Annotated in this window: 20 protein-coding genes; 16 read left to right on the top strand and 4 right to left on the bottom strand. The window is 71.5% G+C overall.

What is annotated here, in order from left to right; translation table 11 throughout:
• Positions 1-247: 247 nt before the first annotated feature.
• Positions 248-913 (bottom strand): N-acetylmuramoyl-L-alanine amidase, encoded by a 666-nt coding sequence (locus ACHBTE_RS29695; RefSeq protein ID WP_394727641.1) that lies wholly within the window; start codon positions 911-913, stop codon positions 248-250.
• A gap of 60 nt (positions 914-973) precedes the next feature.
• Here ACHBTE_RS29695 and mnmA point away from each other — a divergent pair, with 60 nt between their 5' ends.
• On the top strand, positions 974-2,104 hold the full coding sequence (gene mnmA / locus ACHBTE_RS29690; protein WP_394727639.1) for a tRNA 2-thiouridine(34) synthase MnmA: 1,131 nt from the start codon (positions 974-976) through the stop codon (positions 2,102-2,104).
• 63 nt (positions 2,105-2,167) lie between these two features.
• On the opposite strand, the gene ACHBTE_RS29685 is transcribed toward mnmA, so the two are convergent.
• Together ACHBTE_RS29685 and ACHBTE_RS29680 are read right to left on the bottom strand one after the other, a co-directional pair.
• Positions 2,168-2,950: an alpha/beta fold hydrolase gene (locus tag ACHBTE_RS29685; RefSeq protein ID WP_394727637.1), complete on the bottom strand. Its 783-nt coding sequence runs from the start codon at positions 2,948-2,950 to the stop codon at positions 2,168-2,170.
• 37 nt (positions 2,951-2,987) lie between these two features.
• Positions 2,988-3,311: a DUF427 domain-containing protein gene (locus ACHBTE_RS29680; RefSeq protein WP_394727635.1), complete on the bottom strand. Its 324-nt coding sequence runs from the start codon at positions 3,309-3,311 to the stop codon at positions 2,988-2,990.
• Positions 3,312-3,361: 50 nt separating this feature from the next.
• On the opposite strand from ACHBTE_RS29680, the gene ACHBTE_RS29675 reads away from it, so the two are divergent.
• The 15 genes from ACHBTE_RS29675 (at position 3,362) to ACHBTE_RS29605 (ending at position 21,922) form a co-directional block, all read left to right on the top strand.
• Positions 3,362-3,901 (top strand): TIGR00730 family Rossman fold protein, encoded by a 540-nt coding sequence (locus ACHBTE_RS29675; RefSeq protein ID WP_394727633.1) that lies wholly within the window; start codon positions 3,362-3,364, stop codon positions 3,899-3,901.
• Between the two features lie 27 nt (positions 3,902-3,928).
• The gene (locus ACHBTE_RS29670; RefSeq protein WP_394727631.1) at positions 3,929-4,618 is read left to right on the top strand and encodes an SDR family oxidoreductase; all 690 of its coding nucleotides are present in this window, start codon (positions 3,929-3,931) and stop codon (positions 4,616-4,618) included.
• 158 nt (positions 4,619-4,776) lie between these two features.
• Positions 4,777-5,778, top strand: coding sequence for a methionine synthase (locus ACHBTE_RS29665; RefSeq protein ID WP_394727629.1), 1,002 nt, complete (start codon positions 4,777-4,779; stop codon positions 5,776-5,778).
• A 15-nt stretch (positions 5,779-5,793) separates the two neighbouring features.
• Positions 5,794-7,989 carry an NAD-dependent DNA ligase LigA gene (gene ligA, locus ACHBTE_RS29660; protein ID WP_394727627.1) on the top strand — a complete coding sequence of 732 codons (2,196 nt, stop codon included), beginning with the start codon at positions 5,794-5,796 and terminating at the stop codon, positions 7,987-7,989.
• A 269-nt stretch (positions 7,990-8,258) separates the two neighbouring features.
• A complete protein-coding gene (locus tag ACHBTE_RS29655; RefSeq protein ID WP_394727625.1) occupies positions 8,259-10,493 on the top strand; it encodes a putative bifunctional diguanylate cyclase/phosphodiesterase in 2,235 nt (744 codons plus the stop codon).
• A 178-nt stretch (positions 10,494-10,671) separates the two neighbouring features.
• Positions 10,672-10,968: an Asp-tRNA(Asn)/Glu-tRNA(Gln) amidotransferase subunit GatC gene (gatC, locus tag ACHBTE_RS29650; RefSeq protein WP_030851400.1), complete on the top strand. Its 297-nt coding sequence runs from the start codon at positions 10,672-10,674 to the stop codon at positions 10,966-10,968.
• 6 nt (positions 10,969-10,974) lie between these two features.
• Positions 10,975-12,483, top strand: coding sequence for an Asp-tRNA(Asn)/Glu-tRNA(Gln) amidotransferase subunit GatA (gene gatA / locus ACHBTE_RS29645; RefSeq protein WP_394727622.1), 1,509 nt, complete (start codon positions 10,975-10,977; stop codon positions 12,481-12,483).
• Complete coding sequence (locus ACHBTE_RS29640; protein ID WP_394727620.1) at positions 12,480-12,722, top strand: hypothetical protein; 243 nt, start codon at positions 12,480-12,482, stop codon at positions 12,720-12,722. The genes gatA and ACHBTE_RS29640 overlap by 4 nt, the downstream gene beginning before the upstream one ends.
• 15 nt (positions 12,723-12,737) lie before the next feature.
• Entirely contained in the window at positions 12,738-14,252 is a 1,515-nt protein-coding gene (gene gatB, locus ACHBTE_RS29635) for an Asp-tRNA(Asn)/Glu-tRNA(Gln) amidotransferase subunit GatB (RefSeq protein ID WP_394727618.1), read from the top strand.
• 110 nt (positions 14,253-14,362) lie between these two features.
• A complete protein-coding gene (locus ACHBTE_RS29630; protein WP_394727616.1) occupies positions 14,363-14,695 on the top strand; it encodes a hypothetical protein in 333 nt (110 codons plus the stop codon).
• Between the two features lie 237 nt (positions 14,696-14,932).
• Complete coding sequence (locus ACHBTE_RS29625; protein ID WP_394727614.1) at positions 14,933-17,161, top strand: MMPL family transporter; 2,229 nt, start codon at positions 14,933-14,935, stop codon at positions 17,159-17,161.
• Entirely contained in the window at positions 17,139-17,714 is a 576-nt protein-coding gene (locus ACHBTE_RS29620; protein WP_394727612.1) for a GNAT family N-acetyltransferase, read from the top strand. Before ACHBTE_RS29625 ends, ACHBTE_RS29620 begins: the two co-directional genes overlap by 23 nt.
• A 35-nt stretch (positions 17,715-17,749) precedes the next feature.
• Positions 17,750-18,304, top strand: a complete 555-nt coding sequence (locus tag ACHBTE_RS29615) for a hypothetical protein (protein ID WP_394727610.1) — start codon at positions 17,750-17,752, stop codon at positions 18,302-18,304.
• Between the two features lie 217 nt (positions 18,305-18,521).
• Positions 18,522-18,719 (top strand): hypothetical protein, encoded by a 198-nt coding sequence (locus ACHBTE_RS29610; RefSeq protein ID WP_394727608.1) that lies wholly within the window; start codon positions 18,522-18,524, stop codon positions 18,717-18,719.
• Positions 18,720-18,832: 113 nt separating this feature from the next.
• The gene (locus ACHBTE_RS29605; protein ID WP_394727643.1) at positions 18,833-21,922 is read left to right on the top strand and encodes an AAA family ATPase; all 3,090 of its coding nucleotides are present in this window, start codon (positions 18,833-18,835) and stop codon (positions 21,920-21,922) included.
• Between the two features lie 17 nt (positions 21,923-21,939).
• Here the strand turns inward: ACHBTE_RS29605 and ACHBTE_RS29600 are convergent, their stop codons facing one another.
• Entirely contained in the window at positions 21,940-23,082 is a 1,143-nt protein-coding gene (locus ACHBTE_RS29600; protein ID WP_394727606.1) for a PQQ-dependent sugar dehydrogenase, read from the bottom strand.
• Between the last annotated feature and the right edge of the window lie 84 nt (positions 23,083-23,166).

The following is a 23,166-nucleotide window of genomic DNA, read 5'->3' as shown; positions in this document are numbered from 1 at the left end:
TCTGGACGAAGACCGCAGACGAGATCCTCGACAAAGTCGCCGCATACTGCCGACGAATCTCTGACTCAGGTCACTAGGGCCTGTCGTTTGGATCATGCCGGCGTCGTGGTGCGTGGCACGCGCTCCCCCACTGCCTCAAGGGCGTGGGGGGACCCCCATCGCCCCGCTCGGGTCGCCTGGAAGGCGCAGTACCTCCCAGCCGACCTGATCCAAACGACAAGCCCTGGCGTCGAAGTGCCGCGGGCCGCTACGCGGGCGCCGTGCGCGCTGCCCGTACGAGCTTCATGTACCGGTCCCAGTCCCAGTGCTTCCCGGGATCCGTGTGGTCGGTCCCCGGGACCTCCACATGGCCGATGATGTGCTCGCGGTCGACAGGGATGTCGTAGCGGGCACATATGCGGGCCGTGAGCCGGGCCGAGGACTCGTACATCTCGTCCGTGAGGTCTTCGGGGCGCTCCACGAATCCCTCGTGCTCGATGCCGACACTGCGTTCGTTGTAGTCGCGGTTGCCTGCGTGGTAGGCCACGTCCAGCTCGCGGATCATCTGGGTGACATGGCCGTCCTTGCGGACGATGTAGTGCGCCGCCGCACCGTGCTCCGGGTCCTGGAACACCTTCACCGCGCTGGCGAAACTGCCCTGGGTGACATGGATGATCACCATGTCGATGCCGTAGTCGTCGGGCCGGTCCGCCCGCCGCCAGTTCTCGTCCGACGCCGCCACCCAGCGCGCGCCGGTGAAATCGACCGCGCCCTCCTTGCGCGGCTTCTCCACCCCGGGCACCCGCCACCACAGCCGCGCCAGCTCGTCACGGGCCAGCACGGCCGAGCCCACCGCCGCCGCCGTCCCGCCGATCAGCAACGCGCGCCGCCCGACCTTCCGGTCGCCGTCCTTCGGAGCCTTCCGCTGTCCCATGTGATCGTCAACGGATACTCGGCGGCCCCGGTTCCCGCGCCCCCGTACCCTGGAAGGGTTATGACTGACACCGCGCAGCCCTCCCGCCCCCTCCGCGTCCTCGCCGCCATGTCCGGCGGGGTCGACTCCGCCGTCGCCGCCGCCCGCGCCGCCGAAGCGGGACACGACGTGACCGGCGTCCACCTCGCCCTCTCCGCGAACCCCCAGTCCTTCCGCACGGGCGCGCGGGGCTGCTGCACCATCGAGGACTCGCGCGACGCCCGCCGCGCCGCCGACGTCATCGGCATCCCGTTCTACGTGTGGGACCTCGCCGACCGCTTCCGCGAGGACGTCGTCGAGGACTTCATCGCCGAGTACGAGGCCGGCCGCACCCCGAACCCCTGCCTGCGCTGCAACGAGAAGATCAAGTTCGCGGCCCTGCTGGACAAGGCGCTGGCCCTCGGCTTCGACGCCGTCTGCACCGGCCACTACGCCACGGTCGTGCTGAACGACGACGGCACCCGCGAACTGCACCGCGCCTCCGACATGGCCAAGGACCAGTCGTACGTCCTCGGTGTGCTGGACGAGAAGCAGCTCGCCCACGCGATGTTCCCGCTCGGGGACACGCTGACGACCAAGGACGAGATCCGCGCGGAGGCCGAGCGCCGAGGTCTCGCGGTCGCCAAGAAGCCCGACTCGCACGACATCTGCTTCATCGCCGACGGCGACACCCAGGGCTTCCTCGCGGACCGCCTCGGCAAGGCGGAGGGCGACATCGTCGACGAGTCGGGCGAGAAGGTCGGCACCCACGAGGGCGCGTTCGGCTTCACCATCGGCCAGCGCAAGGGCCTGCGCATCGGCACCCCGGCCCCCGACGGCAAGCCGCGCTACGTCCTCGACATCTCGCCGGTGAACAACACGGTCACGGTAGGCCCGGCGGCCTCCCTGGACGTCACCGGTCTCAGCGCCATCAAGCCCCGCTGGTGCGGCGCCGCCCCGACCGGGCCCGGCATCTACACCGCCCAGCTGCGCGCCCACGGCGGTGAGACCGAGGTGACCGCCGAGCTGGTCGACGGCGCCCTGGAGGTCACCTTCTCCGAGCCGGTCCGCGGCGTCGCCCCCGGGCAGGCGATCGTCCTGTACGACGGCACGCGCGTGGTGGGCTCGGCGACCATCGCCTCGACGGTACGGGCGGCCCGCAGCGCGGTCTGAGGCGGCGGCGCACCGGGGCCGGGATCGGCCCGTACGCCGGGGCACGCGCGCGTGCCCACCCCGTCACCCCGCGAAGAACTCCGCCAGCACGGGCCCGAGGACAGCCGGCTCCACCATGTGGGTCTGCCCCTCCAGGCTCCGGAACGTCCCCTCGGACACGCTCTGCGCGATCGCCCGGTTCCCCTCCCGCATCCAGGAGGGGCTCGCGCCGCCCGCCACGGCCAGCACCGGCACCGTGATCGAGGCCAGCCGTGCCCGGGGGACCAGACCGTCGCCCATCACGGCGTCGTCGTACGCCAGGCTCGGCGCGATCGCCTCCATCCCGGCCCACATGGGGGACTGGCGGGCGCCCTGGATCGTCTGCTCGGCCATGCCGGTGAGCCTGAGGAACAGCTCGACGGCGTCCCCGCGCCGGCCCTGCCCGAGCGCCTCGGTGAGGTCCGCGGTGTACTCGGCGTACAGAGCCGCGCCGCCCTCCAGGGCGTCGGCGAACGGCACCTCGTACACGGCCGCCTGACGCACCGGCAGCCCGCTCGCCGCCGCCTCCAGCACCAGCGCGCCGCCCGAGGAGATCCCGCACAGCGCGGCCTCGCCGCCCACCGCCTCGATCAGCGCGGCGAGATCCTCGACCTCCCGCTCCACCGAGTACGGCGCCGTGTCGCCGCTCTCACCGCGCCCCCGACGGTCGTACACCACGACACGGCAGCGTTCCGACAGGGGCACGGCCAGCGGCGCCACGGTCCCGGAGGTGGACATGGCGCCGCTGACAAGGATCACCGCGGGCCCCTCGCCGGTGCTCTCGTGCGCGATGGGGGTGCCGTCGGCCGAAATGGTCTTCTTGTCCATGCCTGTGCAGATTGCCGTACGGCACGGAAGTAATCGCCTACGACACTTCGACTTCGTAGAAGCAGAGATGGTCCTTGATCGCGGCGACGTCCGGCTTGGGGTTCGAGTAGGCCCAGACGAGGTCGGGCGCGTCCGGGAGCGACCAGTAGGCGGCCGTTCCCTTGAACGGGCAGTACGTCCGGGTGGCCGAGGGCGTCAGCAGGTCCAGGCGTACGTCCTCGGGCGGGATGTAGTACCGGACGGGACAGCCCGTCTCCCGCAGCACCAGGGGGCGGTCGGTCCGCGCGAGGACCTGGTCGCCGTGGACCACCCGGACCTGCCGTGTGCCCTGCTCGATCGTGATCGTGTGTCCATGAGCCATGTCCGGGAAGCGCTCGCGGGCCCCCGGTTCTTCCCGCGTACGGTGGCTGCATGCGAATCTGTGTCTTCCTCTCCGCCGCCGACCTCGACGACCGTTACACGCGTCCCGCGCGCGAGTTCGCGAAACTGCTGGGCAAGGGCGGACACACCCTGGTGTGGGGCGGCTCCGACGTCGGGCTGATGAAGGTGGTCGCCGACGGGGTGCAGGAGGCGGGCGGCCGGCTCGCCGGGGTCTCCGTCGAGTTCCTGTCCGCCAAGGTCCGCCCGGGCGTCGACGAGATGGTGGTCGCGAAGGACCTCGCCGAACGCAAGAAGCTGCTCCTGGAGAAGGCCGACGCCGTGGTGATCATGGTCGGCGGCACGGGCACGCTGGACGAGGCGACCGAGATCCTCGAGCTGAAGAAGCACGGCCACACGGACAAGCCGGTCGTCCTGCTCAACACCGCGGGCTTCTACGACGGCCTCAAAGCGCAGTTCCGGCGCATGGAGGACGAGGGCTTCCTGCCCCGCCCACTGACCGACCTGGTGTTCTTCGCCGAGGAGCCGGTCGGCGCGCTGGCCTACCTGGAGGAGAGCCGGGGCGTGGAGTGAGCGGCCACTGATGCGAGCATGGCGGGCATGGCTACTCATGTGATCACCGGAGCGGGCTCCGGCATCGGCGCGGCCGTCGCCCGCCGACTGCACGCGCGCGGGGACGATCTCGTCCTCCACGCGCGCGACGCGGGCCGCGCGAAGGAGCTGGCGGCGGACTTCCCGGGCGCGAGGACGCTGGTCGGCGACCTGGCGGACCCGGACAAGCTGTCCTGGGCCTTCTCCCATCAGTCGCTGCCGGACCGGGTGGACTCCCTGCTGCACATCGCCGGGGTGGTGGACCTGGGCCCGGTGGGCGACCTGACGCCGAAGTCCTGGCGCCACCAGCTCAACGTCAACCTGATCGCCCCGGCCGAGCTGACCCGTCACTTCCTGCCCCAGCTCCGCGCGGCGCGCGGGCACGTGGTCTTCGTCAACTCGGGCGCCGGTCTCAACGCCCACGCGGACTGGTCCGCGTACGCCGCTTCCAAGCACGGCCTGAAGGCCCTGGCGGACTCCCTGCGCCACGAGGAGCACGGCAACGGCGTCCGTGTCACCTCCGTCTACCCGGGCCGCACCGCGAGCCCCATGCAGGCCAAGGTGCACCAGCAGGAGGGCAAGGAGTACGACCCGTCCCAGTGGATCGACCCCGAGTCGGTGGCGACCTCGATCCTGATGACCCTGGACCTGCCGAGAGACGCGGAGGTCAACGACCTGACGGTACGGCCGGGCAGGTAACTCCCTTTCCTCGCCCCCGCCGCCCCTACCCGTCCCGTCCCTGGGGGCTGCGCCCCCCCGATCCAGCCTCTCCGGCGTTTGAGGAGCGGGGTCTGGGGCGGAGCCCCAGAAGGATGGGACGGGTAGGGGCGGCGTGGGCGAAAACATAGGCTGCTCACGTGAACGCAGACATTCGCTTCGGCGCAGCCACCGCCATCGGCTCCATGCCCGGCGCCGACGCCCGCGAGGCAGCCAAGACCGTCACCGGCTCCTTCGAGGACTTCCCCCACCTCCCCGAACTCCCCGCCCGCGGCCCCGGCGCGGACATGATCGGCCGCACCGCGGGCCTGCTCGCCGAGCTGTACGCCCGCGTGGAGCCCAGCGGTTGGCGCATCGGGGACCGCCCGGGCCGGGACACCCGGCGCGCCCGGTCCTGGCTGGGCGAGGACCTCGACGCCCTGGAGGAGTTCACCCAGGGATACGAGGGGCAGCTGAAGATCCAGGCCGTGGGCCCCTGGACCCTGGCGGCGGCACTGGAGTTGAAGAACGGCGAGGTCGCCCTCTCCGACCCCGGCGCCTGCCGCGACCTCACCGCCTCCCTCGCCGAGGGGCTGCGGCAGCACCTGGAAGAGGTCCGCCGCCGCGTCCCCGGCGCCGAAATCGTCCTCCAGCTCGACGAACCCTCCCTCATCGCCGTGCTGCGCGGCCAGGTGAGAACCGCCAGTGGCTACCGCACGCACCGGGCCGTGGACCGCCAGCTCGTCGAGGCCGGCCTGCGTGACGTCGTCGGGGTGCACGGCGACGGCCCCGTCGTGGTCCACTCATGCGCACCGGATGTCCCGTTCGCCCTGCTGCGCCGGGCGGGCGCGGCGGCGATCTCCTTCGACTTCTCCCTCCTCACCGAGCGTGACGACGACGCGATCGGTGAGGCGGTGGAGGCGGGGACCCGGCTGTTCGCCGGTGTCGTCCCCGGCACGGACGTCCCATTGTCAGACCCTGCCGGTAGCGTCATGGGTGTCAGGACGCTGTGGCGCAGGCTGGGGCTGTCACCGGGGCTTCTCACGGAGGCGGTCACGCTCACGCCGTCGTGCGGTCTCGCGGGGGCTTCCCCGGGGTACGCGCGCGCGGCGCTCGCACACTGCGTCCGGGCGGCGAGATCCCTCGCGGACAACCCAGAGTAACGGGAGGACAACACGGTGGCCGGCGACAAGCAAGCGGAGACGACGGCGGTGCCCGCAGAGGCCCGCGAAGAGCACGCGAAGCTGGCGGAGCAGGTCGAGGAGCACCGCTTCCGGTACTACGTGAAGGACGCTCCGGTCGTCAGCGACGCGGACTTCGACAAGCTGCTGAAGACGCTGGAGGCGCTCGAGGAGAAGTATCCGGAGCTGCGCACGCCGGACTCGCCGACCCAGAAGGTCGCGGGGTCGTACGAGACGGAGTTCACGGCGGTCGAGCACCGCCAGCGGATGCTCTCGCTCGACAACACCTTCAACGACGACGAGCTTGCCGCCTGGGCCGACCGCATCGCACGGGAACTGGGCGCCCAGGAATACCACTTCCTGTGCGAGCTGAAGGTCGACGGCCTCGCCGTCAACCTCACCTACGAGAAGGGCCGGCTCATCCGCGCGGCCACCCGCGGCGACGGCCGCACGGGCGAGGACATCACCCCGAACGTGCGCACGATCTCGGAGATCCCGGACCGCCTCCAGGGCGACGAGGTCCCCGACCTGGTGGAGATCCGCGGCGAGGTCTACTTCCCGATGGAGAGGTTCCTCGAGCTCAACGAACGCCTGGTCGCCGCCGGTGACAAGCCCTTCGCCAACCCCCGTAACGCGGCTGCCGGTTCGCTGCGTCAGAAGGACCCGCGCGTCACCGCCACCCGCCCGCTGCACATGGTCGTGCACGGCATCGGCGCCCTGGAGGGCTTCACGGGCATGACCCGCCTCTCCCAGGCCTACGACCTGCTCAAGACCTGGGGTCTGCCCACCTCGCCGCACAACCGGGTGGTCGACGACCTCGGCGGCGTACGGGAGTTCATCGCCCACTACGGCGAGAACCGCCACTCCGTCGAGCACGAGATCGACGGAGTCGTCGTCAAGCTCGACCAGATCCGTCTCCAGGGCCGCCTCGGCTCCACCGCGCGCGCACCGCGCTGGGCGATCGCGTACAAGTACGCGCCAGAGGAGGTCAACACCAAGCTGGTCGACATCAAGGTGGGCGTCGGCCGCACCGGCCGGGTCACGCCGTACGCCCAGGTCGAGCCGGTCACGGTGGCGGGCAGCGAGGTCGAGTTCGCGACGCTGCACAACCAGGAGGTCGTCAAGGCCAAGGGTGTGCTGATCGGCGACACCGTGGTCATCCGCAAGGCCGGGGACGTCATCCCGGAGATCCTCGGGCCGGTCGTCGATCTGCGGGACGGCAGCGAGCGGGAGTTCGTGATGCCGGGCGAGTGCCCCGAGTGCGGCACGGCGCTGCGGCCCATGAAGGAGGGTGACATCGACCTCCGCTGCCCCAACGCCCGTACCTGCCCGGCCCAGTTGCGCGAGCGGGTCTCCTATCTCGCGGGCCGTGAGTGCCTGGACATCGAGCACTTCGGTGATGTGGCCGCCGCCGCGCTGACCCGTCCGCTGGAGCCGGCCGACCCGCCGCTGGTCGACGAGGGCGACCTGTTCGACCTGACGGTGGAGAAGCTGCTGCCCATCAAGGCCTACGTCCTCGACCAGGACAGCGGTCTGCCCAAGCGGGACCCCAAGACGGGCGAGGAGAAGGTCGTCACGGTCTTCGCCAACCAGAAGGGCGAGCCCAAGAAGAACACCCTGGCCCTGCTGGAGCACATCGAGGCGGCCAAGCGGCGTCCGCTCGCCCGGTTCCTCAACGGACTGTCCATTCGGCACGTCGGACCGGTGGCCGCACAGGCTCTCGCGCGCGAATTCCGCTCGGTCGACCGCATCGAACAGGCCACGCAGGAGGAGCTGGCGGCGACCGACGGGGTGGGTCCCATCATCGCCGCGGCGCTCAAGGAATGGTTCGCCGAGGAGTGGCACCGGGAGATCGTCCGCAAGTGGAAGGCCGCCGGGGTTCCGCTGGAGGAGGAGTCGGCCGGCGAGGACGAGGGGCCCCGCCCACTGGAAGGGCTTACTGTCGTCGTCACCGGCACGCTGGAGCACTTCACTCGCGACGGGGCCAAGGAGGCGCTGCAAAGCCGCGGAGCGAAGGTGACCGGTTCTGTCTCGAAGAAGACCTCCTTTGTCGTCGTCGGTGACAGTCCCGGCTCCAAGTACGACAAGGCCATGCAGCTCAAGGTGCCTGTTCTGAACGAGGACGGCTTCCAGGTGCTGCTGGAACAGGGACCCGACGCGGCGGCCGAAGTTGCTCTACCGACGGAGCAGTAGCGGTTGAAGGCCCCCCGATCGGCGCATACCAGATGCATACGGGTGGCTGGGGCGCATTCGGGCAACCGTCGACGACCGCTGCCCGAGGAAGCCTTCTGCGGCCTACTGTTGAGGGGTGCGCCTGCCGTGCCCAGCTGCGGTTGGGGCATCCCCTTGCTCTTGACGAGCCTTGAAGGGTGGGGGCAAGGGTTTTCCAACGCGGTGCCGGTGCAGGTCGTCGGGCATCGGGCCGCGTGGCGTGGGCACCGCCGGCTGTGAGAGGGACGGGAATGGAACCGACCGAGAGCGCCGCCCCGGACTCTCGGCTGCGCCGGCTGGCCGGCGCATGGCGGGAGTGGGCGGCGTGGACCGCGGAGCGTTCGCGGGTGGGAAGAAGCACAGGGGGCGTGGGGCGGCGCACGGGAGCGGACGGCCGCGCGACCGCGCAGCTGGACGACACCGAGCGTGCCGCCGCCCTGGCCGGCTCCGACCATGAACGGCACCTGTCCTGGCCCGCGCTGCCCGCGGTGGTCGTCGCGGCGGCCGGGTTCGTCCTCGGCGCCGGTTTCTACCGGGCCTTCACCGGCGACCACGCACTCTTCCCGTCCGGCACCGTCGGCTGGTCCCTGGCCGTGCTGACCGGCGTCATCGTCGGCCACCTCGTCGCCCTCGGGCGGGCCCGCTGGTGGGGCGGCACCGGCTCGGGCGCCGCCCTCACCCTGGCCGTGCTGATGCTGTACGGCTGGGTGCCCGCGGGCATGGTCAGCCTCACCGTCGTCGTCCTGGTCGGCGTGGCCCGCCGGGGCCGCTGGCGCCAGGGCGTGCTGCACGGCGCGGTGGACATCCTCGGCATCGCCGCCGGGGCCCTGGTGCTGGCCGCCTTCGGCCGCGTACCGACCGTGGAGAGCCCCTGGGACCCGGACACCTGGACCCTCTACACCCTCCCCGGCGTGGTGCTCGTCGCCGGTGCCTATCTCGCGGTCACCCGGGTCCTGCTCTGGTATCTGCACGCCCCGCGCGGCGGCCTGCCCACCGTCGCCCGCACCGCCCTGGTCCGGCAGGGCCTGGTCGCCGTGGCCCTGCTCGGCATCGCCCCGCTGGTGTGCGTGGTGGCCACGGCCAAGCCCCTGCTGCTGCCGCTGTTCTCGATCCCGCTCATCGCCCTGGACTCCACCCTGTGGATAGCCCGGGCCCGGGCCGAGGAGCAGCTGCGCGATCCGCTGACCGGGCTGCCCAACCGGCAGTGGCTGCTGGAGCGCATCTGGACGGCGCTCGACGACGCCGAGCGCATCGGCGCCCGGTCCGCCCTGATGCTGATCGACCTCGATCGCTTCCGATCGGTCAATGACACGCTCGGTCATCTCGCCGGTGACCGGTTGCTGTTGCAGATAGCGGACCGGCTGCGGCTCGCCCTGCCGCGCGGAGCGGAGGCCGCGCGGCTCGGCGGTGACGAGTTCGCCGTGTTACTGCCGGTCGCCGACTCCACGACGTCCGCGACCCGAGTAGCCCGCGGCCTCGTCGCCGCCCTCAGCTCCCCGCTCGACCTGGACGGCCTCACCCTGGTCCTGGAGGCCAGCGCCGGTGTCGCCGTCTTCCCCGACCACGCCCTCGACGCCGAGGGGTTGCTGCGCCGGGCGGACGTGGCGATGTACCAGGCCAAGCGGGACCGTACGGGCGTCGAGGTCTACGAGTCGAAGCGGGACTCCAACACCCCGGACCGGCTGGGCCTGCTGGGCGATCTGCGCCGCGCCCTCGACGCCCACGAGGTCGAGCTGCACTACCAGCCCAAGGTCCGCTTCGACGGCCAGGTCGCCGGCCTCGAGGCGCTGGTGCGCTGGGTGCATCCCGAGCGCGGGAAGGTGCCTCCGGACGAGTTCATAGCGATCGCCGAGTCCTCGGGGCTGATGCCGCATCTGACGGAGTACGTGCTGGAGACGGCCCTCGGACAGGTGGCGCGGTGGCGCGCCCAGGGCCTGTACGTGCCGGTCGCGGTCAACGTCTCCCCGCGCGATGTCCACACCCCCGGATTCGCCGGTTCGGTCGCGGCGCGGCTCGCCCGGCACGGGGTCCCGGCGGGCGCGCTCCAGCTGGAGATAACGGAACACGTCCTCCTGGAGGACCCGCAGCGCGCCGCGGACACGCTCGCGGGACTGACCGGGCACGGCGTGAAGATGTCCTTGGACGACTTCGGCACCGGGTACTCGTCCCTCGTGCACCTGAGACGGCTGCCGGTCAGCGAGCTGAAGATCGACCGCTCCTTCGTGGCCCGGCTCGCGGTGGACAACGAGGACGCCGAGATCGTGCGCTGCACGGTGGATCTGGCGCATTCGCTGGGTCTGCTCGTCGTCGCCGAGGGCGTCGAGGACGACGAGACCTGGGAACGACTGCGGGACCTGGGCTGCGACGCCGTACAGGGATGGCTGGTCGCGGCGGCGATGCCCGCCGAGGAGACGACGGCGTGGCTGCGGGCGCGCGGCTCGCGGGGATGGCAGCGGCCCCGGGCCGCCCTGCCCGCCGCTGAGTGACCCGCTCCGGCGTCCGGCGGGCCGCCCGGCTGCCCCTCGGCCGTGAGGTGCCCGTCGGCAGCGGCTCGCCGTCCGGCCCGGCCGTCGCGCCCGGGCAGGGGAAACCGTTTAACGGGCACTGCGCCGCGCCCCATAGGATTGGGCCAAACCACACGCACTCACCCCAGAGGATCGCTGCATGCCTGGCATCACGCGCGAGGAGGTCGCCCACCTCGCCCGGCTGGCGCGTCTGGAGCTGAAGCCCGAAGAGCTCGAGCACTTCGCGGGACAGCTGGACGACATCATCGGCGCGGTCGCACGCGTCAGCGAGGTCGCCGACCAAGACGTACCGCCGACCTCGCACCCGCTCCCGCTGACGAACGTCATGCGCAAGGACGAGGTCCGACCCTCGCTCACCCCCGAGCAGGCGCTCTCCGGCGCCCCGGCCCAGGAGCAGCAGCGTTTCAAGGTGCCGCAGATCCTGGGGGAGGACTAACAAGCCATGACGGCCAAGAACATCGAACACTGCATCAAGCTCACGGCCGCCGAGACCGCCGCGAAGATCGCCTCCGGCGAGCTGACGGCCGTCGAGGTCACCGAGGCCCATCTCGCCCGCATCGAGGCCGTCGACGAGAAGGTGCACGCCTTCCTGCACGTCGACCGCGAGGGCGCCCTCGCCCAGGCGCGTGCCGTCGACGAGAAGCGGGCGAAGGGGGAGAAGCTCGGTCCGCTGGCCGGCGTTCCCCTCGCGCTGAAGGACATCTTCACCACCGAGGGCGTGCCCACGACCGTCGGTTCGAAGATCCTCGAAGGCTGGATCCCGCCGTACGACGCGACGCTCACCAAGCGGCTCAAGGCCGCCGACGTCGTCATCCTCGGCAAGACCAACATGGACGAGTTCGCCATGGGGTCCTCCACCGAGAACAGCGCCTACGGCCCGACCGGCAACCCCTGGGACCTCACCAAGATCCCCGGCGGCTCCGGCGGCGGCTCCTCCGCCGCGCTCGCCTCCTTCCAGGCGCCCCTCGCCATCGGCACCGACACCGGCGGTTCCATCCGCCAGCCGGCCGCCGTCACCGGCACCGTGGGCGTCAAGCCGACGTACGGCGCCGTGTCCCGTTACGGCATGGTCGCCTTCTCCTCCTCCCTCGACCAGGGCGGGCCCTGCGCCCGTACGGTCCTGGACGCGGCCCTGCTGCACGAGGTCATCGCCGGGCACGACCCGCTCGACTCCACGTCCATCGACGCCCCGGTCCCGCCGGTCGTCGAGGCCGCCCGCAACGGCAGCGTCCAGGGCATGCGCGTCGGCGTCGTCAAGCAGTTCCGCGGCGAGGGCTACCAGGCCGGCGTCATCCAGCGCTTCGACGAGTCGGTCGAGCTGCTGAAGGAGCTGGGTGCCGAGATCGTCGAGCTGGACTGCCCGTCCTTCGACCTGGCGCTGTCGGCGTACTACCTGATCGCGCCCTCGGAGTGCTCCTCCAACCTCGCCCGCTTCGACGGCCTGCGCTACGGCAAGCGGACCGGCGACGACGGCACCAACTCCGCCGAGGCGGTCACCTCGCTCACCCGCGAGGCGGGCTTCGGCCCCGAGGTGAAGCGCCGGATCATGCTCGGCACGTACGCCCTGTCGAGCGGTTACTACGACGCGTACTACGGCTCCGCGCAGAAGGTCCGCACGCTCATCACCCGCGACTTCGAGAAGGCCTTCGAGCAGGTCGATGTCATCGTCTCCCCGACGACGCCGACCACCGCCTTCGCGATCGGCGAGCGCGCCGACGACCCGATGGCGATGTACCTCGCCGACCTGTGCACCATCCCCACCAACCTCGCGGGCAACGCCGCCATGTCGCTGCCGTGCGGTCTGGCACCGGAGGACAACCTCCCGGTCGGCCTCCAGATCATCGCCCCGGCGATGAAGGACGACCGGCTGTACAAGGTCGGGGCGGCCGTCGAGGCGGCCTTCGTGGAAAAGTGGGGTCACCCGCTGATCGAGGAGGCTCCGTCGCTGTGAGCAAGGCAATGTCCAAGGCCAAGGGCTTCAAGAAGTCCAAGTCCGGTCTGTACCTGTCCATGGCCACCACCGCGTTCGGTGCGGTCAACGTCGTCAAGCAGGCCAAGAAGGCCCGCGTGGAGAGCGACACGCTGCGCCTGATCGACGCCGCCGTGTCCGCCGCCGCCATCGCCACCGGCCTCGCCATCCTCTACCGCGAGCTGAAGCGGCTGGGCGACGACGACGTCCTGCTGGGCTGAGAGGGAAGTTTCACCGTGACCACCACGACCGACCTGGTGTCGTACGAGGACGCACTCGCGTCGTACGACCCCGTCATGGGCCTCGAGGTCCATGTCGAACTCGGCACCAAGACCAAGATGTTCTGCGGCTGTTCGACCGCCCTCGGTCAGGACGCCAACACGCAGACCTGCCCCGTCTGCCTCGGCCTGCCGGGCGCGCTCCCGGTCGTCAACGCGACCGGGGTCGAGTCCGCCATCAAGATCGGCCTCGCGCTGAACTGCGAGATCGCCGAGTGGTGCCGCTTCGCCCGGAAGAACTACTTCTATCCGGACATGCCGAAGAACTTCCAGACCTCCCAGTACGACGAGCCGATCGCCTTCAACGGCTACCTCGACGTGCAGCTGGAGGACGGCGAGACCTTCCGCGTGGAGATCGAGCGCGCCCACATGGAGGAGGACACCGGCAAGTCCACGCACGTGGGCGGCGCGACGGGCCGTATCCACGGCGCCTCGCACTCGCTGCTGGACTACAACCGCGCCGGCATCCCGCTGATCGAGATCGTCACCAAGCCGATCGAGGGCGCCGGCGAGCGTGCCCCCGAGGTCGCGCGGGCCTACGTCCGTGAGCTGCGCGAGCTCATCAAGGCGCTCGGCGTCTCCGAGGCCCGCATGGAGATGGGCCAGATGCGCTGCGACGTGAACCTGTCGCTGCGCCCGAACGGCACCGCCAAGTTCGGCACCCGCTCGGAGACGAAGAACGTCAACTCGCTGCGGTCCGTCGAGCGTGCGGCCCGTTTCGAGATCCAGCGGCACGCGGCCGTGCTGTCGTCCGGCGGCACGATCATCCAGGAGACCCGGCACTTCCACGAGGACACGGGGTCCACGACCTCGGGCCGCGTGAAGGAGGAGGCCGAGGACTACCGGTACTTCCCCGAGCCGGACCTCGTTCCGGTGGCCCCCTCGCGCGAGTGGGTCGAGGAGATCCGGGCGGCCCTGCCCGAGATGCCGCTGGCCCGGCGTACCCGGCTGCTCGCGGAGTGGGGCATCTCGGCCACCGACATGCAGGCGATCCTCAACGCGGGCGCCCTGGACCTGATCGTCGCCACGATCGACGCCGGTGCCGACGCCGCCTCTGCCCGCAAGTGGTGGATGGGCGAGCTCGCCCGCAGCGCCAACGAGTCGGGCAAGGCGCTCGACGAGCTGGCGATCACCCCGGCGCAGGTCGCCCGGGTCACCGAGCTGGTCTCCAAGGGCGACCTGAACGACAAGCTGGCCCGCCAGGTCATCGAGGGCGTCCTCGCGGGCGAGGGCACCCCGGACGAGGTGGTCGACAAGCGCGGTCTCAAGGTCGTCTCCGACGAGGGCGCCCTGACGACGGCCGTCGAGGAGGCCATCGCCGGCAACCCGGGCATCGCGGACAAGATCCGCGGTGGCAAGGTCGCCGCGGCCGGCGCCCTGGTCGGCGCGGTCATGAAGGCCACGCGCGGCCAGGCCGACGCGGCCCGCGTCAAGGAGCTGATCCTGCAGAAGCTGGGCGTCAGCGAGGGCTGAGCCCACAGCCGGACACGCATAGGGGGACGCATCCACAGCGATGCGTCCCCCTCGGCGCGTTCCGCGACCCGGCATCCGGCGTCCCGCGCGACGCGCTACGCTCGCCCGCCATGAGTGGACGTGGTGATTCCGAGATAGCCGAGACGGGAGAGGAGGAAGGTGTGGACCAAGGTATGGACGTGGTCGAGGACCCGGCGCAGGTCGCGCGGCGGGCCCGCTGGACGGCCGCGGGCACCGGGTTGCTTCTCGCGCTCGCCGGGCTGGCCGCGTCGGCGCTCCGGGCCACCGGATCGACCCCGGCCCTCGTCCCGGCCGCCTACGCCCTCGGCGCCTTCGTCTGCGCGCTCGGCGCGTTCCTGGGCTCGCGAGGCCGTACCCGCAGGGCCTTGTGGCTGCTGGTGTCCGGAGTGATGGTGATGGCGCTGGGGGACCAGTTCGACTGAGAAGTTCCCGGCACGTGAACGTCATCGTGTGAGACGCGCCACGTGCGGCGACAGAGCGGCCGTGACTGTCCTGTGATCTGCCTCCCACTCCTGTGAATAACCCCACGAACACGGCAAACGATCATTTTCGCCTGCGAGAGTTTGCTTCACATCGCTCATGCGTTCTTTGCGGGCCGTTCACTTCACGGACGACTGTTCCCGATCAAAGATCCACACATCGCCTTCGGGAGCACGTTCGTGGCAGCCCTTGCACGCTGGTGTGTCCAACGCCGCCTCGTCGCCGTTCTGCTCTGGCTGCTCGCCTTCGGCGGGGCGTCCGTCGCCGCCGCCGTGACGGGCTCCGCCTACTCGAACGACTACGAGGTCCCCGGCACCGAGTCGGGCCGCGCCACCCAGCTGCTCCAAGACGGCTTCCCCCGCCTCGGCGGCGACAGCGACACCGTCGTCTGGCACACCGAGTCCACCACCGTGCGCGCCGCCGCTGTCGAGCAGACCATGACGCGGACACTGGACAAGATCGCGCAGCTCCCGGGCGTCGCCGCCGTCGGCAGCCCCTACGACAAGCATGGCGCCGCCCGGATCAGCGCGGACGGGCACACCGCGTACGCCACCGTCACCTTCGACGACCGTGCCGAGAACCTCGACGTGAGCGAGGCGCAGGCCGTCGTGAGCACGGCCGAGGCCGCCGAGACGGACGGACTGCGGGTCGAGCTCGGCGGCAGCGCCGTCGCCCTCACCGAGTCGCCCGGCGGGCATCTCGCCGAGGTCGTGGGAGTGGCCGTAGCCGCGGTCGTGCTGTTCCTGGCCTTCGGCTCGCTCGCCGCCTCGCTGCTGCCCATCGCCACCGCGCTGGTGAGCGTCGGCACCGCGTACGCGGGCATCGCGCTGCTCGGGCACGCCATGACGGTGGCCGACTTCGCGCCCATGCTCGGCATGCTCATCGGCCTCGGCGTCGGCATCGACTACGCCCTGTTCATCGTCACCAGACACCGGCGCGGACTCAAACGCGGGCTGCCCGTCACCGAGTCGATCACGAACGCCGTGTCCACCACGGGACGCGCGGTCGTGTTCGCGGGTGCCACGGTGTGCATAGCCCTGCTCGGCATGCTGATCCTGCGGCTGAGCTTCCTCAACGGCGTCGCGATAGCCGCCTCGCTGACCGTGGTCCTCACCGTCGCGGCCTCCGTGACCCTCCTGCCCGCCCTGCTGTCCCTCATCGGCATGCGCGCCCTGAGCCGCCGTGAGCGGCGCCGCCTGGCCGAGCACGGGCCGCAGCCGGAGCTGCCCACCGGGTTCGCCGCCCGCTGGTCGGCGTTCGTGGAGCGCCACCCCAAGACGCTCGGCGCGATCGCCCTCGCCGTCATCACGGTCCTCGCCCTGCCCACCCTGGGCCTGCGCCTCGGCACCTCGGACCAGGGCAACAACCCCGAGACCTCCACCACCCGCCAGGCCTACGACCTGCTCGCCGACGGCTTCGGCCCCGGCGTGAACGGCCCGCTCACCCTGGTCACCGAGGTCGACGGCGGCGACGACAAGCTCGCCCTGGACAACCTCGACGCCACCCTGCGCGGCACCGACGGCGTGGCGTCGGTGACCCCGGTGACGTACAGCGCCGACGGCGACACCGCGTACCTCACCCTCGTACCGGAGTCCTCCCCGCAGTCACGGCAGACCAGCGACCTCGTCGACCGGCTGCGCGGGGACATCCTCCCGCGCGCCGAGACCGGCACCTCCCTCGACGTGCAGGTCGGCGGCATGACGGCCGGCTACGACGACTTCGCGGACGTGATCGTCGGCAAGCTGCCGCTGTTCGTCGGTGTCGTCATCGGCCTCGGCTGTCTGCTGCTCCTGCTCGCCTTCCGGTCCGTCGGCATACCCCTGAAGGCCGCCCTGATGAACGTGGCCGCGGTGGCCGCGGCCTTCGGCGTCGTCGTCGCGATCTTCCAGTGGGGCTGGGGGAGCGAACTGCTGGGGCTGGGCCGCGCGGGCCCGATCGAACCGTTCCTCCCGGTCATCATGGTGTCGGTGCTGTTCGGCCTCTCCATGGACTACCAGGTCTTCCTGGTCAGCCGGATGTACGAGGAGTGGCTGGAGACCGGCGACAACCGGCGGGCCGTCCGGATCGGCCTCGCCGAGACCAGCCGGGTGATCAACTCCGCCGCGGTCATCATGATCTCGGTCTTCCTCGCCTTCGTCCTCAGCGGCGACCGGGTGATCGCCATGTTCGGCATCGCGCTGGCCGCCGCGGTCGCCCTGGACGCCTTCGTCCTGCGCACCCTCCTCGTCCCCGCCCTGATGCACATGCTGGGCGGCGCCAACTGGTGGCTGCCCCGCTGGCTCGACAAGCGCATGCCCCGCATCAGCATCGAACCGCCCGAGTCCAGGGACGCCCATGAGACGCTCGGCGACGTCGTGGCGGAACTGGAGAAGGAGCAACGGGGCGATGTACGCGATATCACTGGGTGACGACGGAGCCGAGCTGCGGCCCCTGGAGCCGTGGCACGCCGAGGAATTCCTGGCACATCTGGACCGGGGCCGGGAGTTCATCGGGCAGTACATTCCGTTCGGCTCGAACGCCACCGACCCGGCGTCGGCCCGCGACACGCTCCAGCGGTACGCCGACATGCGCGCCGCGGACACGGCGTCCTACCACGGCATCTGGCTGGACGGAAAACTCGTCGGCGGCGTCCTCACGCTGAACTTCGAGGCGGCGACCGGCAACTGCGAGGTCGGCTGCTGGCTGGAGCCCGCCGCGACCGGCCGCGGGCTCATCACCCGGGCCATGCGGGTGCTCATCGACTGGGCGGTCGAGGAGCGCGGCATCCACCGCGTCGAATGGGTCGCCGCCGCCGGCAACACGCCCAGCCTGAACGTCGCCCGCCGCCTCGGCATGACCCGCGACGGCGTACGCCGGCAGGCCCACCCCTATGGTGGGGTGCGGCACGACCTGGAGGTGTGGTCGATCCTCGCCCCTGAATGGCGCGAAGCACGCGCGCGTGCCGCACACAACGATCATTAAGACACCTCTCAGGAAGCGTCCGTACGGTGCGAGACATGGGAACGAAGACAGTGGACGAGACCGTGACCGAGGACAGGGCCGACGCCGAGAACGCGGACGTCACCAAGGCGGCCGAAGCCGAGCACGAGGCCGAGGCCGTCGACGGGGGCGAGCACGAGGAGGTGGCCGCCGAGGCGACGGAAGCGGGCCCCTCCGGCGTCGGACAGGGCGCGGGCGCGATCGTCTCCGCGGTGCTCGCACTCGTCTCCCTGAGCGGTGGCTGGCTGGGTACGATCGCCGCCGAGCGGCAGTCCGTCCACGCCCAGCTGGAATCCTCGCTGGCGCAGTCCCAGGACGTCGCCAAGATGCTTCAGCAGGGCTACGGCGACGCCTGGAACGCCACCGCCCTGTGGGCCGGCGCCTTCGCCCTCGCCGCGCTGATCGTCGGCGTCGTCGTGCTCGCCCGGCCCGCGTTCGGCGCGCCCGGCAAGCCGCAGGCCGCGTGGATCAAGTCGGTCGCCTGGGGCGGCGTCTCGCTCGGCGTCATCGGTCTGCTGCTGGCCGTGCTCAAGTACACCGACGTCCTGCTCGGCGTGCCATCGGTCGGCTGAGTCAGCACAGTCAGCACAACTCCCGAGGGGCCTCAGAGCCGCCGTAAGCACCTTAGACGGCGCCTTGAGGCCCCTCATGCGCGTCTAAGGCCCCCTCCACCGGCGAAGATGCGGAACTCTCCCGATGTGGCGGACCCCCCTGGGAGGCGAAGGTGGAGGCATCGCACCGAGCGATGCCGAAACCCGGCTCTCACCAGGACGAACGAGGGAATCAGCCATGTACGACTTCGAGCTCCACCACATCCGTTCCGCCGAGATGATCCGCCGTGCCGAGCAGGAGCGCCTGGTCCGCGAGGCCGTCCGCGTCCGCCGCGCCGCACGCCGGGAGGCCGCGCGACGCTCCGCCGAGGACTCCGCGGAGGCCGAGGCGCATACCTCCCGCCTGCGCCGGCACCGGCACGCGCGCGCCGCGTGAGGGTCCACGCCCAGCGGGGTCACGGCGGCGGCTCCCCCCTGACGACGGCAACGCCCACGCGGAGCCTGGCCGGCCTGGCCAAAACCGATGACCGAGTGTCCGTGCCGCATGCGATGCTCGGCTCCGTGGAGACCAAGTCCGTCAGCCCCGTGTTCGTCGGTCGCGCACCCGAACTTCAGACGCTCAACGACGCGCTCGCCCGTGCCGCCACGGGCGAGCCACAGGCGTTGGTGATCGGCGGCGAGGCCGGCGTCGGCAAGACCCGTCTCATCGAGGAGTTCGCCGCCGCCGCCATCCGCGAGGGCGCCGTCGTCGCGCTCGGCGGCTGCGTCGAGATCGGCGCCGACGGGCTGCCGTTCGCCCCCTTCTCCACGGCGCTGCGCGCCCTGCGCCGCGAGCTGCCCGACGAACTGTCCGCCGCGGCCCGCGGCCAGGAGGAGGAACTCGCCCGGCTGCTCCCCGAGTTGGGCGAGGCGGCGCCGGCGCGAAAGGCGGACCGGTCCGGCGAGGAGGGCATGGCCCGCCTCTTCGAACTCACCGGCCGCCTCCTGGAGCGGGTAGCCGCCGGCCGTACCGTGGTCGTCGCCCTGGAGGATCTGCACTGGGCCGACGCCTCCACCCGCCACCTCCTCGCCTACCTCTACCGCACCCTGCGCACCGGCCGCCTCGTCGTGCTGGCCACCTACCGCTCCGACGACATCCACCGCCGCCACCCGCTGCGCCCCCTCCTCGCCGAACTCGACCGGGTCCGCACCGTCCGCCGGATCGAGCTCGGCCGCTTCACCCACGCCGAGGTCGGCCGGCAGATCGCCGGCATATTCGCCGCCGAACCCGACCCGGCCCAGGTCGACGACATCTTCGAACGCTCCGACGGCAACGCCTTCTTCGTCGAGGAACTGGCCGTCGCCGCCCACGAGGGCTGTCGCACCGGCCTCACGGACTCGCTGCGCGATCTGCTCCTGGTGCGCGTCGAGGGCCTGCCCGAAAGCGCCCAGCGGGTCGCCCGGATCGTCGCCGAGGGCGGCTCCACCGTCGAGTACCGGCTGCTCGCCGCCGTCGCCCAACTCGCCGAGGACGACCTCATCGAGGCGCTGCGCGCCGCCGTGAACGCCAACATCCTCATCGCCGCGTCCACCGGCGACGGCTACCGCTTCCGGCACTCCCTGGTCCGCGAGGCCGTCAGTGACGACCTGCTGCCCGGCGAACGCTCCCGCCTCAACCGCCGTTACGCCGAAGCACTGGAGGCCGACCCGACGCTCGTGCCGGCCGGCGAGCGCGTCATGCGGCTGGCCAGCTACTGGTACCACGCCCACGATCCCGCCAAAGCCCTGCCCGCGGTCCTGGACGCCTCCGTCACCGCCCGCCGCCGGCACGCCTATTCCGAGCAACTGCGGCTGCTGGAACGCGCGATGGAGCTGTGGGACGCCGCCCCCGAGGACATCCGGGCCACGCTGCGCCCCGTCGACTACACCGAGGTCTATCCCCCCTGCGGCTGCGACCCCACGACCACCCCGCTGCACTACCTCGACCTGATGGCCGAGGCCGCCGTCGCCGGCCGGCTGTGCGGGGAACGGGAACGCGCCCTGAAGATCACCAAACGCGCCCTGCGCCTCCTGGCGGACGACAGCCGCGACGCCCTGCCCGCCTCCCACCCCGGTCCGGGCGGGGGCGACCCGCTGCGCGCCGCCTGGTTCTGGGCCCAGCGCGCTCGGCTGGTCCAGGCCCAGGCCCGCGGCGACGGCTGGAAGGAACTGAGCACCGCCCAGGAACTGGTGCGCGGCCTGCCGCCGTCCGAGGTGCACGCCGAGGTACTGGCCCATGTGGCCAACTGGTCGATGCTGCGCGAGCCCGGCCCGGACGCCCTGTCTGCCGCCGAGCGAGCCGTCGAGTACGCCCGCATGGTGGGCGCCGAGGACATCGAACTGAACGCGCGCCTGACCCACGGCGGCCTCATGGTCGAGGCCGGCGACATCGAGGCCGGCCTGGCCCAGATGTACGAGATCCGGGACGAGGTACTGGCACGCGACCTCACCGCGGTCGTCGGGCGCAGCCATGTGAACCTGCCGTCCGTCCTGGAAGGCATCGGCCGCTCCCGGGAAGCCGTCGGCCTCCTGCGCGAAGGTCTGCGGCTGACCCAGAAGATGGGCGTGCGCGACTCCGAGGCCTGGGTCTGGGCGAACCTCGCCGAGTCACTGATCTCCCTGGGCCACTGGGACGAGGCCGCACAAGCCGCCGTGAACGCCCAGCAGACAGGACAGTCGGCCAAGCCACGCGGCGGCGCCTCCAACTCCCTCGCCTTCCTCACTCTCGCCCGCGGCGAGATCACCGAGGCACACCGCCATCTGGCCGCCGCCCGCGCCTCCTACGGCACCCACGACCCCATGCCGCAGAACGACCTGCCGATGTCCCATCTCACCCTCGGCATAGCCGCCGCCGAGGGCCGCCTGCTCGATGCGCGCGCCGAGGCCGACCGCGTCCTGAGCACCGGCTTCCCGCCCGGCACCCAGCGCTACGCCTGGCCCCTGCTGCTGGCCGCCGCCACCGCCGAGTCCGACGCCGGCCACCCCTCACCCGCCGCACAGGAGGGCCGCGCCGCCTTTCTGGAACGGCTCGTCGATGCCGTCCGCACACTCACCACCGGCGCCCCGCTCTGGCTGGCCTACGAGAAGTGGACCCGAGCCGAACTCGACCGGGCGCACCACCGGGCCACCCCCGACACCTGGTCGGACGTCATCACCGCCTTCGAAGCACTGGAGCGCCCCTACGACCTCGCCCGGGTACGCCACCGCCTGGCCGAGGCGCTGCTCACGGTCGGCGGCGAGGACGAGCGGGCCCGCGCCACGGAACTGCTGCGTCTGACCCGGGCCACCGCCGCCCACCTCGGCGCCCGCCCACTCGCCGACACCACGGCCCAGCTGGCCCAGCGAGCCCGCCTCACCCTGACGACGGCCCCGCCCCCGGCCGACCCGGCCGGCTCCCTCGGCCTCACCACCCGGGAACGGGACGTGCTGCGCCTGGTCTCCGTCGGCCGCACCAACCGCCAGATCGCCGAGGAACTGTTCATCTCCCCGAAGACGGCCAGCGTCCATGTCTCCAACATCCTGGGAAAGCTGGGCGTCTCAGGACGCGGGGAGGCGGCGGCGGTGGCGCACCGGATGGGGCTGTTCCAGCCGGTGACCGAGGAGCGGCTCGGCGCCGGATAGCAGCGACCGGCCGGCCTCTACTTCACCTGCACCTCAAGGATCCGGTCGTCCCCGTCCTTCGGGTCGCCCCGCCCGTCCGTGTTGCTGGTCGTGATCCACAGCTTGTCGCCGCCCGCCGCGACGACCGTGCGCAGACGGCCGTACTCGCCCTGAAGGAACGCCTGCGGATCCGCCGAGGCCTCCGTGCCCTTCAGCGGGATGCGCCACAGCCGCTGCCCCTTCAGGCCGGCCATCCAGACGGAGCCCTCGGCGTGCGCGGCGCCGCTGGGGGAGGCTTCGTCGGTGCCCCACTGGGCCAGGGGGTTGAGGTACTTCGCATCGTCGGACCTGCCCTCGGCCTCCGGCCAGCCGTAGTTGCCGCCCGGCTTGATCGCGTTGAGCTCGTCCCAGGTGTTCTGGCCGAACTCCGCGGCGAACAGCCGTTGTTCGGAGTCCCAGGCCAGGCCCTGGACATTGCGATGGCCGTACGAATACACCGGGGAGTCGGGGAACGGGTTGCCCGGCGCCGGCTCGCCCTCCGGGGTCAGACGCAGGATCTTGCCGCCCGTGGAGTCCTTGTCCTGGGACAGGCCCGTGTCGCCGCTCTCGCCGGTGCCCGCGTACAGCATCTTGTCCGGGCCGAAGGCGATCCGGCCGCCGTTGTGGATGAAGCCCTTCGGGATGCCCCTGAAGACCGTGTCCGGCGCGCCCAGCTGCTCGCCGGCCGGCTTCTGCCCGTCGTAGATCATGCGGACGATGCGGTTGTCCGAGGCGGAGGTGAAGTAGGCGTAGACCATGTGGTCGGAGGCGTAGTCCGGGGACAGGGCCAGCCCCATGAGGCCGCCCTCGCCCGCCGGGGAGACGCCCGGCACCTCGCCCAGCTCGGTCTTCTTGCCGGTCTTCGCGTCGACCCGGATGATCGTCGCGTCGTCGCGGGAGGAGACCAGCAGGTCGCCGTCGGGGAGCGGGGCCAGGCCCCAGGGGGTGTTCAGACCCTCGGCGACCGTGCGCACCACCTTGACCGAGCCCTGGGCGGGCGGGGTCCGGTCGGGCGCCTTCCCGCTCGACGCGGATCCGCTGCCACTGCTCGGGGCAGCGGCGGCGCCGCCCGATGATCCCCCGTCGTCGGAGGAGCAGCCGGCGGTCAGCAGGAGTGCTGCCGCGGCGGTCACGGCCGTCATGACTCGACGCTGCACGATCTTGGTCCCTTCGACGCGGCGGGTACCTACTGTTCTTACACCGCTCGCGCCCCACAGGTTCCCGAT

The organism is Streptomyces sp. M41, assembly GCF_043673425.1.
Lineage (GTDB): Bacteria > Actinomycetota > Actinomycetes > Streptomycetales > Streptomycetaceae > Streptomyces.
This window is presented reverse-complemented; position numbering and strand designations above follow the sequence as displayed.